Source organism: Bordetella tumbae (assembly GCF_054780995.1).
Genome location: NZ_BAAGVG010000003.1, coordinates 66,266 through 79,467, shown reverse-complemented (window position 1 = coordinate 79,467; position 13,202 = coordinate 66,266). Strand labels below are relative to the sequence as shown.

Below are 13,202 nucleotides of genomic sequence, written 5' to 3'. Positions count from 1 at the left end.
ATATCCATACTGAAGCGTCGCGCCGCTACACGCGGGGTGGCTCTTCTATGCGGATAGGCCAACCCTTGGCAACTCTGTGAACCACTTGGGGAATGTGCAAACCACAGGCCTTTGAAATCATTAGCTATTTTTATATCGAGATTCACCATGAAGAAGTCGTTTGTCTCCATCGCCATTGCCCTTTCAGCCCTGGCTGCAGCTGTCTCTGCGCAGGCCGCCAATAGCGCCGCCGTCCAGGACTCATTGCCAGCACAAGTCCAAACCGAACAGCCCGAGGCACGCGTTGCAGACAACGTCCAGCGTGGCGATCAAACCTATATACCTCCCACCTTTTCGACATTGTCGCGAGCCGAAGTCAATGCCGATACGGCAGCATGGCGCAAAGCTGGACTCGCTGACGAATGGCGCGGCAACGCAACGCCCGACATCTATAGCTTGGAATACCGAAGAAAACTCGCTTACTACCAACACCTGATTGGTCAGTAACAACCGCGTACGGGGGGGGGCGTAACCGTAAACAAGCCCAGCGTCTGGGAATCAAAAAAAGAAAGTACGGCCGCAACTTCAGCTCTGAAGGAATGTTCGGCCGTTATTGATTCTCCGATTTTTTTTCCCGCGTAATAAATCGATTCGATTGACGAATATTCATATTGAAACGCTGTGTTTCGCTCAATCAGGAGATCCTCATGAAAACATTCTTGTCTCGCTTTGCACTGATAATCGGGTTGGCCGTCTCTGCTCATACAGGATCCGCATCTGCACAAGAAACAGAACCTATCCGGGCAAAGAATATCGTCCTCGTCCATGGCGCCTGGGCCGACGGCTCTAGTTGGAGTGATGTCATCCCCTACCTGAGAGCGGCTGGGTTGCAGGTCGTATCGGTTCAAAATCCATTGACCTCGCTTCATGATGACGTTGCCGCGGCCAAACGTGCGCTTTCCTCGCTGGACGGTCCCACGGTACTCGTAGGACACTCCTATGCGGGAAATGTCATCAGTGAGGCGGGGGCTGATTCAAAAGTCTCTGCACTGGTCTATGTCGCAGCACGCGCACCGGATGCCGACGAGGACTTCAATGCACTTGCCGGCAAGTTTCCAACGATGCCTGTGAGAGCCGGCATCACGACTCATAATGGCTTCTCGACTATCAACGAAAATGCTTTCTTGAATTTCTTTGCGAATGGCGTGCCTGCAGAGAAGGCGAAAACGCTTTTCGCCGTCCAACAACCCATTGCGGCAGACCTGTTTATCGGAAAAACGACGACTGCCGCGTGGCATAATAAGCCGACGTGGTACGCGGTCTCAAAGAACGATCAAACAACATCCCCTGATCTGCAACGATTCCTCGCCAAACGCATGCATGCCACGACGGTAGAACTAGATTCAGGCCATTTATCATTGGTTTCCCATCCGAAAGCGATCGCCGATCTGATTCTCCAGGCTGCCGGAAAATAGCGGACATGAAGGGAGTAATTCAGCGTGCAACCCCATAGCCAGGAAGCCGATTGGGCGGTCGCGATGCTTAAAGAGCGGTCTGGCGACTGCTCTGCATATGAGCGTTTTCTTCAGGATTTCGCAGCGCATTTACGGCGAATCGTGAGGTGGAGGTTCAATAACCTTCGGCTGAACCTTGATGAGACCGAGGACGTGGTACAGGAAATATTGATCGCGATTCACTCGAGGCGCAATCAATGGGATGCCAACCGGCCCCTCATGCCCTGGTTAAACGCCATTGCACGCTACAAGATAATTGATGCGGCAAGACGCCTGCGTAAAGAAGCTCACCTTAAGACAGATCTTGACGATGCACAGTGGAGCTCGTTGCCCGCCCTTGAACAAACCGCCCTCGCGGCGTCAAGAACGGATATCGATCGACTGATTTCCGAGCTTCCACCGGGGCAGCAATCCGTCGCCCGTGTCATTGGCATAGACGGAGTTTCGCCCAGCGAAGCGGCCATCCAGCTGGGCATGAACGAGAATGCCGTAAGGGTGGCTTTTCATCGGGCTCTGAAGAAATTGATGGCAATGGCAACAGGACAGAAAAATGTCACCCGTAAATGAGAAAAACATACAAACAGATGAGCTGATCCATCGTCTATCCAGACAAGCGGGCACGAAAGAGCATATAACCATGCCTTTCGACCGAGCCTTGATGGCGAGCCTCGTGCTGTCACTTGCTACGGCCATTCTTGTCGTCATCGGCTTGTCTCGCGTTCGCCCTGATCTATATCAGATGCTAACGGCCTGGGTGTTTCAGTTCAAAGTTGCAACGATGGCCTTGCTCGCATGCGGCGGCATTGTTCTTGTTCGTGCCTGCGGAATCCCGGGACAATCGGTACGGCTGACTCAGGCTTTGCTCCCCGGTGCTGTGCTGTTGCTTGCTGGTGTGTTATTTGACGACACGGGCTATCCATTGTTGGGCGAGAATCAATTTTCCGTGCCGTTCTGCGTTGGCATCATTGTTGCGGCCTCATTGCCTGGTCTGATGGCCATCCTGGCCGGATTGCGTCACGGTATTCCGACACGGCCGGTCTATGCAGGAGCGCTCTCCGGCGTCTTGTCCGGCTCGCTCGCAGCATTGGTATACACCATCGCATGCCTCAATGATGGCCCTTCATTTGTAGCAGTGTGGTATGTGGTTGCCATTTCAATTACGGCGGCGATCGGCGCTATTGCAGGCCGGTACATATTGGCTTGGTAAAACCGATGTCTATTACCCGGCTGGACTTGAGTAATCAAGCGCCCGTGGATTTGACGTAGTTCAGCCGGACATACGCACGCGCAAACCCCGCTCGCACATAATTCGAGAACGAACGGTGCTGAGCCTCCTGTCCTGCGTCAGGCTGCCCAGTTTCCGCCGTAAATTCATTACTGCCCAGCGCCATGCCATGCTGCAACCGCGCACGGATCAAATGAGACTGTACGCCACGGCCTCGGAATTCGGGCAAAGTCGTATCCACACCCATCCACGAATAACCTGCGGCGCTATAGATCGCGCCACAGCCAACCGGTACGTCGTCCCAATAAGCGATCAATACACTCCAATTCGGACGCCCCACCAATTCAGAAAACCACTGTCCCATACTCGCGGGAAATCCAAACCCCGTACATACCAGCTGTCCGAATACTGCGGCGTCTTTCTGTTCGGCAACACGACTGTATAGATGAGGAATTGCCGGCATTTCCACCGTTGTCGGTGCATGCCGGAATTTTGCCCATCCATTACCTTTGGCCTCATACCCGAGATCTTCCAGCAAACCGCGTATCGCGGCATTTTCCTGCACTCGTGGTATCTGCAATGACCAGCCCGCAGGACAGTTTTCTTGCATCCATTGGATCGCTTCATCGATATACGCCGATGAAGAGACACCGACCACACGTGCCAGTTCCGTCACAACTAACTGGCCGTGAGATAGACATGCCCCATCGCCTATAAGCGTGGTGTTTAACGCATTCTCGCTTGCGTACGCTACGGGTGCGGCCTTGTACATGTCGTGCCAGGCGACCGCCTCAATATGCTCGATATTTTGGAATGAGGTGCCGCTATCGTTCATAAGAAAATTCCAGTTAAGAAAAGTCCGTCACTGCACCGCACATGGCGACTGACGGGATGTTGCAAATACAGGCCGCATGCGGCGCACTCAAACACGGCAGGTCTCAATTTTTCTCTGCAGCGATAACAGGCTCAGGATCTGGTGCAGAACGCTGGAGAGATGTACGAAAAAAAATTTTTGAATGGTTGAAGAATGCGCATGCCGGCAAAATCGCGAATGCGAACGCGATGCCGGAAATTTTCTCTCCTGCGTGTTCGATCAGATATCCAAATAACGGTGCACCCGCCATCTGCCCAATAGATATAGCTAGAAATCCGACAGTAATCCCAGTGGCGGGCCGGTTGGGCATCGCGCGTACGCCCCAAACGAGATACACACCCGTCAACGTCATGTAGGCAGCGCCGAACAGTCCGCCACTCGCGAGTATCATTGCCGAGTTGGCCAACAGCGTAATAGTCAGTACCGCGCCCGACATACCTAGCAAGCAAAAGACGTGTACCAGATTGAGGCCAAAACGCCGTATCAAAGTACCGCAGGCACCTCCAGCCAGACCGAAGATGCCGATCACGAACCAGAGCCAACCTACATCGTCGCTTGCCCAGCCGAGCGAACGTCTTGTTAGTTCGCTCCCGAACGACCACACTGCTGTACTACCCACACCCATAAGAAACGCCGATATGCATAGACGCTTCACATCAGCATCGAATGACAGCGGGTGTTTTTTGGACGGATCATTCGTCATAGTTTTTTTCGGTGTCGTACGTGTGACCACATAGGTTGTCATGGCGGCAATCATTGCGAAGACCGCAAAGGCTGCTCGCCAATCGCTGCCGAAAATGAACGCTGCGGGTGCAGAAAGTGCGATGCCGCCGCTCGCCCCAGCGTTGATAATCGTGTTTGCGCGATCCTGTAGATTCGACTCCAGAGTGTCAGCAACGGCCGCCGCCAGAGGCGGCGATGCAAGTCCGGTACTCAACCCCGCGAAGAGGACTGCGACAGCCATCATGACACCGTTTGGTGCAAGTACTATCCCTACCAACCCGATAGTAGCAATGCCTCCAGCTATCCCAGCGACGACGCGAGACCCGAGCCGCTCAGTCAACGTTGCCGAGGCAATAATCGCGAGGCAGTAGCCAAGAAAAGAGCCGCCAGAGATTAGACCGCTTAAGGATTCCGAAAGCGCAAGATCGGTTGCGATAGCGGGCAGAAACAGGCCAAAGGCAAAACGAGTGAGGCCATAACATGTGGCAATGAGACAGAAGCCACTCACTACGAAGGCCAGACGCGATTTATCCATGAACTATCCTCCCGTTCGGAGCGTTCGGCCGGAACTATCCGCCGCTCGCGTGATCGAGTTCAGGTCAGTCGTTATGGTCTCGCTCTTGCTCAATAACGATTCGACGGACGTGATGATAGAGATTCGTTCAGCCATGCTCAAAGTGTAAAACGATCGTTTTACCGTGACAAGTTAGATTCAGTGTGGACTAGTGATCTTGATCCGAATAAACGACGCAACACGATTCAAAATCAGGAATAGGCCATGATGCAGTAGCTTTGTGGCTAGTCCGATCCTTTTTGCATATCTAACATGTTCAGTTCGGTTTCAACCGCAAACAGAAAGAGCCTCTCATATTAATTTTCCCAGTTCATTGTCCGGGCTCTTGAATACCAATACATACGTTTAACCAAGTGCTAAATGAAAACTTCTATCCTGAAGAAAGCAATGACGGCGGCGCTTGCTGGTGTTGCGCTGACGTCTGTCACGCATTCCTCGTTGGCTGGAGTGGGTACACAGCAAGCGTTGCCGCTCGCGCGTTGGCAGACATTGCCGCCCACGCCCTCACCGCCTCATTATGATCATGTGGCCCATACCAGGCTGCGCGGTGTCCAACTCTACAGCGCAGAGGTGGGGCACGGTCGACCCGTGATTCTGCTGCATGGCGGATTAGCCAATTCTGATTGGTGGGCTCTGCAAGTGAACGCGCTACGCCGCCATCATCGCGTCATCGTGGTGGACTCACGGGGGCACGGCCGCAGCACGCGCGATACGACGCCGTACAGTTATGATCTGATGGCTGACGACGTGATCGCGTTGATGGACAAGTGGCACATCAAGCGCGCCGACATCGTCGGCTGGAGCGACGGTGCTGTGCAGGCGCTTGACATCGCCATGCGCTATCCGGATCGTGTGGGCAAAATTGTCGCGTTTGGCGCCAACACGAATACTGCTGGCTCGAATCCGGACATCGAGCAGAACGCCACATTTGGGGCGTTCATCGAACGGACTGGCAACGAATATGCGCAACTCTCACCGACGCCGAATGAATACGATGACTTTGTCGCGCAGATCGGCCAGATGTGGGGAACGCAGCCCAATTGGACGGATGAGCAGCTCGGGACGATCCAGTCCGAGGTACTCGTGCTGGATGGCGACCATGACGAAGCGATCAAGCTCAGTCATGCGGAATACATCGCCATGACGATTCCGCATGCTCGCCTGCAGATCCTGCCTGATACCAGCCACTTTGCATTTATTCAGGATCCGGCGGCGTTTAACCGCGCGATCTTGCAGTTTCTTGACGATGAGTGACAAGAGCCGGCTTGACAACTTACCGACCAACTAGTAGATTGGCAACTGTCACGAGCGACAGAAAGCTGATCTAGAGACGGCAGTTGTCGCGTTTGCGTATCCCGTCAGCCATCAAGGAAATGTTCTTGTGAGTGTGGAACTCTCTCCCCGCGCCACCGAAATCGCCGAGCAGACAAAGATCCTGCTCGCCGCCGGTGGCTACAACGGGTTCAGCTATGCCGATTTGTCCAAACGCATTCACATCGGTAAGCCCAGCATTCACCATCATTTCCCGAGCAAGGCGGAGTTGGTGCTCACGGTCGTGCAACGGCACCGCGAAGAGGCCCTTTCCGGATTAACGGCCTTGGCGCAACAGGTCGATGACCCTCTCGCGTGTATAACCGCGTACGCCGACTATTGGGCGCAATGCATTCACGAGGGCACGTTGCCTATCTGCATTTGCGCCATGTTGGCGGCCGAGTCGTCAATGCTGCCCACAGACATCGCAGATGAGGTCCATGGTTACTTTGACGACCTGGCCGCCTGGATCGCGTCTGTATTGGAAAAAGGCGCCTCACGGGGGCAATTTCACCTGCGCAACGGTGCGTCTGACGAGGCTCAGGTCTTGATGGCCACGGTGCATGGTGCGATGTTGTCGGCGCGGGCGGCCCGCCGGCCAGAGGTTTTTCGCACGGTAGTGAGTGCTGCTATTCATCAACTGACTGTGTGAATCAGGTCGCCTGTCCGTATGGGAACAAGGCGGCCATTTTTTTAGTTTACCAATCGACCAACTAGTTGGTTGTTTATCGAAAGTTTTCTCGGCGCGGCTTTCGACTGCTTGCTTCACCTCACACGCCGATTGTTCATTACGTGGTGTTTTCATCACCAGGAAAATCTGTATGCATCTCTCAACATTACGCAAATACCTCATCAACAGTGTGGCGGGTATCGCCCTTGTCGCTGGTGGCCTGACTGCAGCAACGGCTGCCAATCCAGCAGATCAAATCGTACGCGTACGCGGCACCGTGGTCTCGCTGGCTGGTGATCAACTACAAGTGAAATCACGCGAGGGTCAAGCACTGACGATTACGCTTAACAAAGGATGGATGGCGTCAGCTGTCGTGAAAGCCAGCATCAGTGATATCAAGCCGGGCGATTTCGTGGGCATTGCTTCGCTGCCCAAGTCCGCCGGCGGCGACGGCGCGTTGGAAGTGCTGATCTTCCCACCCGCACTCAAAGGAACCGGGGAAGGCAGCTATGGCTGGGACCTGAAACCCAATAGCACGATGACCAATGCTACCGTCGGCGACGCCGTCAAATCGGTGGATGGCAGCACGGTGACGGTCAACTATCACGGCAAAGAAAAGAAAATCTCCATCCCCAACGGCACGCCGGTGGTGACGCTTGCACAAGCTACGGCTGAGGACGTGCAACCCGGCACCGCTGTTTTCATCCCCTCGCAAAAGGATGCAAAAGGCATGCTGTCGACGGGTCAGTTGATCGTAGGCAAGAACGGTGTCGTGCCTCCGATGTAATGGGATCACAACGATGTCCGGCTGGCATCCAATGCCAGCCGAAAAGAGACCCTGTCCATGAATATCACTAATTCAACCTCTATCCGTGTTGCGGATAGTCCAACGCGCCGTCGTCGCATCCAGCGTCATTCTGTGACCGTGCGCATCACGCATTGGATCAACGTGCTGTGCTTTTCAATCATGTTGCTCAGCGGGTTGCAGATTTTCAATGCGCACCCCAGACTCTACTGGGGTCAATATGGCGCCGATACGGAGCATGCGCTGCTGGAGATTGGTTCACAGCAACGCGACGATGGCACGCACGGATTCCTTCGCATTGGTGCACTTCGTATCGAGACAACCGGCATTCTCGGCGTCTCTAACGTAGACGGTGCCGATACAGCACGAGCATTTCCTGCCTGGCTGACCATTCCGTCCTATTACGATCTGGGCGCAGCCAGGAACTGGCATTTCCTGTTTGCCTGGCTGCTGGTGATCAATGGTCTGCTTTATCTGGTACACGGACTCTGGCGAAATCATATTCGCGGGGAACTGTTGCCGGATCGGGATCAGCTGACGCCGCGGCACCTGTGGCGAGAAATCGTGGATCATGCACGCCTGCGTTTCGCCAAAGGCGACGAAGCACGGCGATATAACGCCCTGCAAAAACTCACCTATCTGATGGTCGCGCTGGTATTGCTGCCCCTCATGGTGTTGACAGGGTTGACTATGTCGCCAGGTATTGATGCGGCCTTTCCGTTTTTACCCGATTGGTTCGGGGGCCGGCAGTCGGCACGTACCTTGCATTTCATCACGGCATCATCGCTCGTGTTGTTTGTCATTGTGCATGTACTCATGGTCGTGTTGTCTGGTTTTTGGAACAACATACGATCGATGATCACCGGACGCTATGACATCGATCACTCAGGACATGAATCATGACAACAGGATTTTCCCGGCGAAAAATGTTGGCCAGCCTGGTTTCTGGCGCCAGCACATTGTTGCTGGCTGGCTGTGACCGCGTGACGCAGAGCGAGTCGTTCGGTACCGTGTTGCGCAATACCGAAAAGCTGACGATGGCCGGTCAGCGATTGCTGCTGGACCGTCAATCGCTGGCGCCAGAATACAGCGTGGCCGACTTATCACCGGTATTCCGCGCCAATGGTACCCAAGCACCTGACTCCGAGGAATATAACCGCCTGCTCGAAAATGACTTCGCCGATTGGCGGCTGCAGGTGGATGGGTTGGTGCAACAACCTCTCAGCCTGTCCCTCGCGCAACTGAAAAGCCTGCCGTCGCGCACGCAGATTACCCGGCACGATTGTGTCGAGGGATGGAGTGCTATCGGACAATGGCAGGGGGTCTCCCTCGGCCGGATATTGGATCTTGCGCGATTGAAACCGGGCGCGCGATATGTCGTGCTTCACTGCGCGGATGAGCTGGAGGTTACGTTTGACGGCAGCGGCCGTTATTACGAAAGCATCGATCTGCTCGACGCCTATCACCCACAAACGATTCTGGCGTACGCGATGAACGGAAAGAATCTGCCGGTTGCACATGGTGCGCCGCTGCGGCTGAGAGTCGAACGGCAGCTCGGCTACAAACAGGCGAAATATCTGATGCGCATCGAAGTCGTGTCGTCGTTCGACACGTTATGGGGCGGTCGAGGCGGCTACTGGGAAGATCGTGGTTATGAGTGGTACGCAGGTATTTGAAGGCGTGTCGGTGCGGCGTTCTGATGGCCAGGGTGAGTAGTTTCATGACGAACCCGAATACTGCCGAGTCTTGGCAAACCGAAATGGCTACGCTGGTTCGCCAGCTCACCCCGCATGAAGAGGATACAGGCTCACTGTGGGATGATGTACGGCTGATACGAATGAATCGGCCGGTGAGGTGTATGCCGGTCTTGTGCGAGCGGAGTATTGTGATCGTTTGCCAAGGGGGGAAACATGGTTATCTGGCTGGCCGGGCCTATCACTATGACGCTCGGCACTATTTGGTGCTTTCGGTACCTCTATCGCTTTCATGTGACACCGATGCCAGCCCAAAGGAACCCTTTCTGGCTGTTTCTGTGCGATTCGACATGACCGTCTTCGCAGAGCTGTCGATCACGGATGTGGATGATCGTGCCTATGCTGAAACGATCAACCCGCTGGGAATAGTTTCCGCTCCGTTGGATGCGGAGTTGGCGGATACGACCGTGCGCCTGCTTAGAGCATTAGCCTCCCCGATCCAGGCTCGTGTGTTGGCACCGACCATCGTACGTGAACTGTGCTTGCGAGCATTGACGGGGCCCAAGGGCCGAGAGATCCGAGCCGCATTGACTGGCCAGAGTGGCTTTGGCAGGATTGCACGCGCCTTGCATCGGATTCACACCGACTATGCGAGCAAGCTGGACGTTGGTTCGCTGGCGCGTGAGGCAGGCATGAGCGCCCCTGCGTTTCATGCACGTTTCAAGGCGGCGACCTCTGCGTCTCCGATCCAATACATCAAATCTGTACGTTTACATCAAGCGCGTCTCTTGATGATTCGAGATGATCTCACGGCGGCAGCAGCAGGTGCGCGCGTCGGCTATGGCAGCGCGTCGCAATTTGGCCGTGAATTCAAGCGGCTGTTCGGGCGGAGTCCAGGAGAGGACGTTCGTGCCAATCGGCAAGTCTTCCGTTCCAGGGAGTCTGAGCCGTTGTCTCAATAGCCCAGTGCCGTTTTCAGCGAAAAGCCGTCGCTGTTGCGTCTACGGATGCGCCATCCCATAGACCACCCTCTATAAGAGCCTGTACCACACTTTTAACCATCATCCGGGTCGCTAATGCTGCAACCGATAGTTCTTCGTCCGGTTGGCTGATCAACAGGCTGGATCGAAACAAGGACTGGTCGATAATTGGCATGGATACGATACTGTCGGCATGAATGAGCGCCATGGCACTACTTGGATGGATCGTCGCAGCCATCCCTTCCTGCACCACCGCCATCAATGTATTAAGGCCATCGACCTCAAGAACGATATTCGGCCGGACGTTCTTAAGCCTGAACGCATTCATGATAATACTGACGAGCGTATGCCGGCCCGTGGACATCACCAATGGCAACGCTTCAAGATGCTGGATCCCGCAATCCCGCCCGTTTGGCATACCCGGTAAATCCCGGCGCCCTATTACGAAAAGGTCCTCCTTCAGTAGGGGCAGAATGCTTAATCTCGGATTGCCTCCTATCTCAAAACCTATCAGTAAATCAAGTTTACGAGCGTCAAGCTGCGTGGTCAGATGACCGGACAGACCTTCCACGATTTGTACGCGTATCTTTGGATAGCGTTCTCGCATTGCGCGCAACAACGGCAGCGCAAGTTTCAGTGCCGTAGTGGGCGCCATACCAATGCTCACCCTTCCTGAAAGCCGCTCGCTCTGTGTCGCAGAGGCTGCCATTTCAACGTGATGCACGATGGTTTTTGCACGCTGGAGAAACTCCAATCCGGCGTCTGTAGGCACGACGCCAGTGGAGGTCCGCTGAAGCAGCATCGTGGACAGCTCGCCCTCCAAGCGGCTGATCTGCTGGCTCAAGGTCGAAGGCGTCACACCCAGTGACAGGGCAGCCTTACCCATGCTCCCACATTCGACAACCGTGATGAAGTAGTTTATTTGCCTCAGTTCCATGGGGGATACCAGCGTGAGCGTTGGACTGCATACGGGCAAGGATGCCCCAAGCCAAGTGAGAATCCTACGGCACGTGGAGTTCGGTGCGAATAAACCAGACTTCATACGAGCGGTAGTTAAATAAATTTAACACCCCCTCCATTTTGTAGGCTGGCGAGCGTGAGAAGCACTCCATAGAATGAAAAATCCAGCGCGTCATGCTCGCGCCACATCGAACTTATCGCAAGCAGACACAGCCTTGAAAAGCCGCCTAGCCCGAACCACCACCCCAGGGACACCATGAAACTCATTCGTTCTGCTCTCGTTACCGGTGCCGCCAGTGGCATCGGCCTCGCCATCGCCACGCAACTGGCGCGTGCGGGCTACCGCGTTCTACTCGCTGACCGCGACCCGGCGGTGCATCAAATCGCGGCGACCCTCCCCTATAACGGCCAACCGCACCTTGCCGTCACCGTTGACCTCGGCCAAGAAGACGAAGTCCTGTCGCTTGCGCGCGCAGCCGTTGAGGACTTTGGCGGCTGTGACATCCTGGTCAACAACGCAGGGATCAACATCAAGAAGCAAGGTGGACCCTTTCCCCTCGAAGAGGTGTCCAACGCCGACTGGGAGCGGGTGTTTCGCATCAACGTGATGGCGCCTTTCATGCTATGCCGTGCGCTCCTGCCGGAAATGCGCTCACGCGGATGGGGTCGCGTGATCAACATTGCCTCGCGCGCCGGCCGGACTTTCATTCCGAACACCAATCTCCATTACGCGACGACCAAGGCCGCCATCATTGGCATGACCCGCCAGCTAGCCGGCGACTTTGCGCCGAACAACATCACCGTCAACTGCGTATCTCCTGGCCCAGTGGATACTCCACTGGCCCGGCAGAACAACCCCGAAGTGGCGGCAAGGCTGCGGGCTGCCGTGCCGGCCGGGCGATCGGGCACTGCCGACGAAATCGCCTGCGCCGTGGCCTTTCTTGTCTCAGAAGACGCTTCGTTCATTGTGGGCGCATGCATCGACGTGAATGGCGGCGCCTTCATGGGCTAAATGAAATGCAGCAGGCCACTGAACGAATCGAAGACCTGGCGTAGACAAACCCAATCCCAACTTATCACAAGCACACACATCCATGAAAAGCTACGAGCTGTCTATTTCGTCAATGCGGGGAAAATGCACGCCGGAGGAATGGCAACGAAGAGTCGATCTAGCAGCCTGCTACCGGCTGATCGCCCTTTATGGCATGTCCGACATGATCGCCAACCATATCTCTGCGAACGTACCTGGCGAGAATGATGTTTACCTGATCAACGCCTATGGCATGCTGTACGAAGAAATCACGGCGTCCAGTCTGATCAAGGTGGATGTGAATGGCAACGTGCTGGCGGGCCCTGATTTCGGCGATCTGAACTATGGGATCAACAGAGCCGGACTGGTCATTCATAGTGCGATCCATCAGGCCCGTCCCGATGCCCAGTGCGTGATACATACCCATAGTTGGGCGTCCATGGCCATATCTACGCTGGAATGTGGCCTCTTGCCACTGACACAGACCGCGATGCGTTTCTTGAAAATAGGCTATCACGACTACATGGGCGTTGTGTTGAACGATGATGAGAAGGAATCGCTGATAAAAGATCTGGGCACCAATGAGGCCCTCATTTTGCGCAACCATGGCGCCCTGGTTACGGGACGGAGTATCGGCGAAGCGTTTAACTGGATGCATCGGCTGGAGCTCTCCTGCGTGTCCCAGCTAGCGGCCATGGCATGCAACTCGCCTTTGAGGCAAGTCAGTCCCGCCGTGCAAGAAGAAACCTGGAACAACTATCAGCCGGGGACCAGAAGACCGTACGGGCAAATGGAATGGGCCGCATTACTGCGCAAGCTGGATCGCCTGGACCCAGGCTATAGAAGCTAGATAACGATTTTAT

At 55.0% G+C, this 13,202-nt stretch carries 15 protein-coding genes; 12 read left to right on the top strand and 3 right to left on the bottom strand.

The window, feature by feature from the left end; translation table 11 throughout:
• Positions 1 to 147 precede the first annotated feature (147 nt).
• The 4 genes from ACYVI2_RS01895 to ACYVI2_RS01880 all read left to right on the top strand — a co-directional run bounded on the left by ACYVI2_RS01895 (position 148) and on the right by ACYVI2_RS01880 (position 2,700).
• Positions 148 to 486, top strand: a complete 339-nt coding sequence (locus tag ACYVI2_RS01895) for a hypothetical protein (protein WP_415820801.1) — start codon at positions 148 to 150, stop codon at positions 484 to 486.
• A 200-nt stretch (positions 487 to 686) separates the two neighbouring features.
• The gene (locus ACYVI2_RS01890; protein ID WP_415820802.1) at positions 687 to 1,454 is read left to right on the top strand and encodes an alpha/beta fold hydrolase; all 768 of its coding nucleotides are present in this window, start codon (positions 687 to 689) and stop codon (positions 1,452 to 1,454) included.
• A 24-nt stretch (positions 1,455 to 1,478) separates the two neighbouring features.
• A complete protein-coding gene (locus ACYVI2_RS01885; protein WP_415820803.1) occupies positions 1,479 to 2,060 on the top strand; it encodes a sigma-70 family RNA polymerase sigma factor in 582 nt (193 codons plus the stop codon).
• 70 nt (positions 2,061 to 2,130) lie between these two features.
• On the top strand, positions 2,131 to 2,700 hold the full coding sequence (locus ACYVI2_RS01880; protein WP_415820804.1) for an NrsF family protein: 570 nt from the start codon (positions 2,131 to 2,133) through the stop codon (positions 2,698 to 2,700).
• Positions 2,701 to 2,734: 34 nt separating this feature from the next.
• Here the strand turns inward: ACYVI2_RS01880 and ACYVI2_RS01875 are convergent, their stop codons facing one another.
• Positions 2,735 to 3,553 (bottom strand): GNAT family N-acetyltransferase, encoded by an 819-nt coding sequence (locus ACYVI2_RS01875; protein ID WP_415820805.1) that lies wholly within the window; start codon positions 3,551 to 3,553, stop codon positions 2,735 to 2,737.
• A 103-nt stretch (positions 3,554 to 3,656) separates the two neighbouring features.
• Positions 3,657 to 4,850 (bottom strand): MFS transporter, encoded by a 1,194-nt coding sequence (locus ACYVI2_RS01870; protein WP_415820806.1) that lies wholly within the window; start codon positions 4,848 to 4,850, stop codon positions 3,657 to 3,659.
• A gap of 399 nt (positions 4,851 to 5,249) precedes the next feature.
• Here ACYVI2_RS01870 and ACYVI2_RS01865 point away from each other — a divergent pair, with 399 nt between their 5' ends.
• The 6 genes from ACYVI2_RS01865 to ACYVI2_RS01840 all read left to right on the top strand — a co-directional run bounded on the left by ACYVI2_RS01865 (position 5,250) and on the right by ACYVI2_RS01840 (position 10,331).
• Positions 5,250 to 6,143 carry an alpha/beta fold hydrolase gene (locus ACYVI2_RS01865; RefSeq protein ID WP_415820807.1) on the top strand — a complete coding sequence of 298 codons (894 nt, stop codon included), beginning with the start codon at positions 5,250 to 5,252 and terminating at the stop codon, positions 6,141 to 6,143.
• 127 nt (positions 6,144 to 6,270) lie between these two features.
• The gene (locus tag ACYVI2_RS01860) at positions 6,271 to 6,852 is read left to right on the top strand and encodes a TetR/AcrR family transcriptional regulator (RefSeq protein ID WP_415820808.1); all 582 of its coding nucleotides are present in this window, start codon (positions 6,271 to 6,273) and stop codon (positions 6,850 to 6,852) included.
• Positions 6,853 to 7,021: 169 nt separating this feature from the next.
• Positions 7,022 to 7,657, top strand: coding sequence for a hypothetical protein (locus ACYVI2_RS01855; RefSeq protein ID WP_415820809.1), 636 nt, complete (start codon positions 7,022 to 7,024; stop codon positions 7,655 to 7,657).
• Between the two features lie 57 nt (positions 7,658 to 7,714).
• A complete protein-coding gene (locus ACYVI2_RS01850; RefSeq protein ID WP_415820810.1) occupies positions 7,715 to 8,578 on the top strand; it encodes a cytochrome b/b6 domain-containing protein in 864 nt (287 codons plus the stop codon).
• Complete coding sequence (locus tag ACYVI2_RS01845; RefSeq protein ID WP_415820811.1) at positions 8,575 to 9,351, top strand: molybdopterin-binding protein; 777 nt, start codon at positions 8,575 to 8,577, stop codon at positions 9,349 to 9,351. The genes ACYVI2_RS01850 and ACYVI2_RS01845 overlap by 4 nt, the downstream gene beginning before the upstream one ends.
• Before the next feature lie 44 nt (positions 9,352 to 9,395).
• Entirely contained in the window at positions 9,396 to 10,331 is a 936-nt protein-coding gene (locus ACYVI2_RS01840; protein WP_415820812.1) for an AraC family transcriptional regulator, read from the top strand.
• A gap of 13 nt (positions 10,332 to 10,344) precedes the next feature.
• Here the strand turns inward: ACYVI2_RS01840 and ACYVI2_RS01835 are convergent, their stop codons facing one another.
• A complete protein-coding gene (locus ACYVI2_RS01835; RefSeq protein ID WP_415820813.1) occupies positions 10,345 to 11,286 on the bottom strand; it encodes a LysR substrate-binding domain-containing protein in 942 nt (313 codons plus the stop codon).
• A gap of 279 nt (positions 11,287 to 11,565) precedes the next feature.
• Between ACYVI2_RS01835 and ACYVI2_RS01830 the strand changes: the two genes are divergently transcribed.
• Both ACYVI2_RS01830 and ACYVI2_RS01825 read left to right on the top strand, forming a co-directional pair.
• Complete coding sequence (locus ACYVI2_RS01830) at positions 11,566 to 12,321, top strand: SDR family NAD(P)-dependent oxidoreductase (RefSeq protein WP_415820814.1); 756 nt, start codon at positions 11,566 to 11,568, stop codon at positions 12,319 to 12,321.
• 82 nt (positions 12,322 to 12,403) lie between these two features.
• Positions 12,404 to 13,189: a class II aldolase/adducin family protein gene (locus ACYVI2_RS01825; protein WP_415820815.1), complete on the top strand. Its 786-nt coding sequence runs from the start codon at positions 12,404 to 12,406 to the stop codon at positions 13,187 to 13,189.
• The last annotated feature ends 13 nt before the right edge of the window (positions 13,190 to 13,202 follow it).

Coding starts and splice junctions, on each gene's coding strand:
- ACYVI2_RS01895 (WP_415820801.1), top strand. CDS start 148: ATGAAGAAGTCGTTTGTCTCCATCGCCATTGCCCTTTCAGCCCTGGCT.
- ACYVI2_RS01890 (WP_415820802.1), top strand. CDS start 687: ATGAAAACATTCTTGTCTCGCTTTGCACTGATAATCGGGTTGGCCGTC.
- ACYVI2_RS01880 (WP_415820804.1), top strand. CDS start 2,131: ATGCCTTTCGACCGAGCCTTGATGGCGAGCCTCGTGCTGTCACTTGCT.
- ACYVI2_RS01875 (WP_415820805.1), bottom strand. CDS start 3,553: ATGAACGATAGCGGCACCTCATTCCAAAATATCGAGCATATTGAGGCG.
- ACYVI2_RS01870 (WP_415820806.1), bottom strand. CDS start 4,850: ATGGATAAATCGCGTCTGGCCTTCGTAGTGAGTGGCTTCTGTCTCATT.
- ACYVI2_RS01865 (WP_415820807.1), top strand. CDS start 5,250: ATGAAAACTTCTATCCTGAAGAAAGCAATGACGGCGGCGCTTGCTGGT.
- ACYVI2_RS01855 (WP_415820809.1), top strand. CDS start 7,022: ATGCATCTCTCAACATTACGCAAATACCTCATCAACAGTGTGGCGGGT.
- ACYVI2_RS01850 (WP_415820810.1), top strand. CDS start 7,715: ATGAATATCACTAATTCAACCTCTATCCGTGTTGCGGATAGTCCAACG.
- ACYVI2_RS01845 (WP_415820811.1), top strand. CDS start 8,575: ATGACAACAGGATTTTCCCGGCGAAAAATGTTGGCCAGCCTGGTTTCT.
- ACYVI2_RS01840 (WP_415820812.1), top strand. CDS start 9,396: ATGACGAACCCGAATACTGCCGAGTCTTGGCAAACCGAAATGGCTACG.
- ACYVI2_RS01835 (WP_415820813.1), bottom strand. CDS start 11,286: ATGGAACTGAGGCAAATAAACTACTTCATCACGGTTGTCGAATGTGGG.
- ACYVI2_RS01830 (WP_415820814.1), top strand. CDS start 11,566: ATGAAACTCATTCGTTCTGCTCTCGTTACCGGTGCCGCCAGTGGCATC.
- ACYVI2_RS01825 (WP_415820815.1), top strand. CDS start 12,404: ATGAAAAGCTACGAGCTGTCTATTTCGTCAATGCGGGGAAAATGCACG.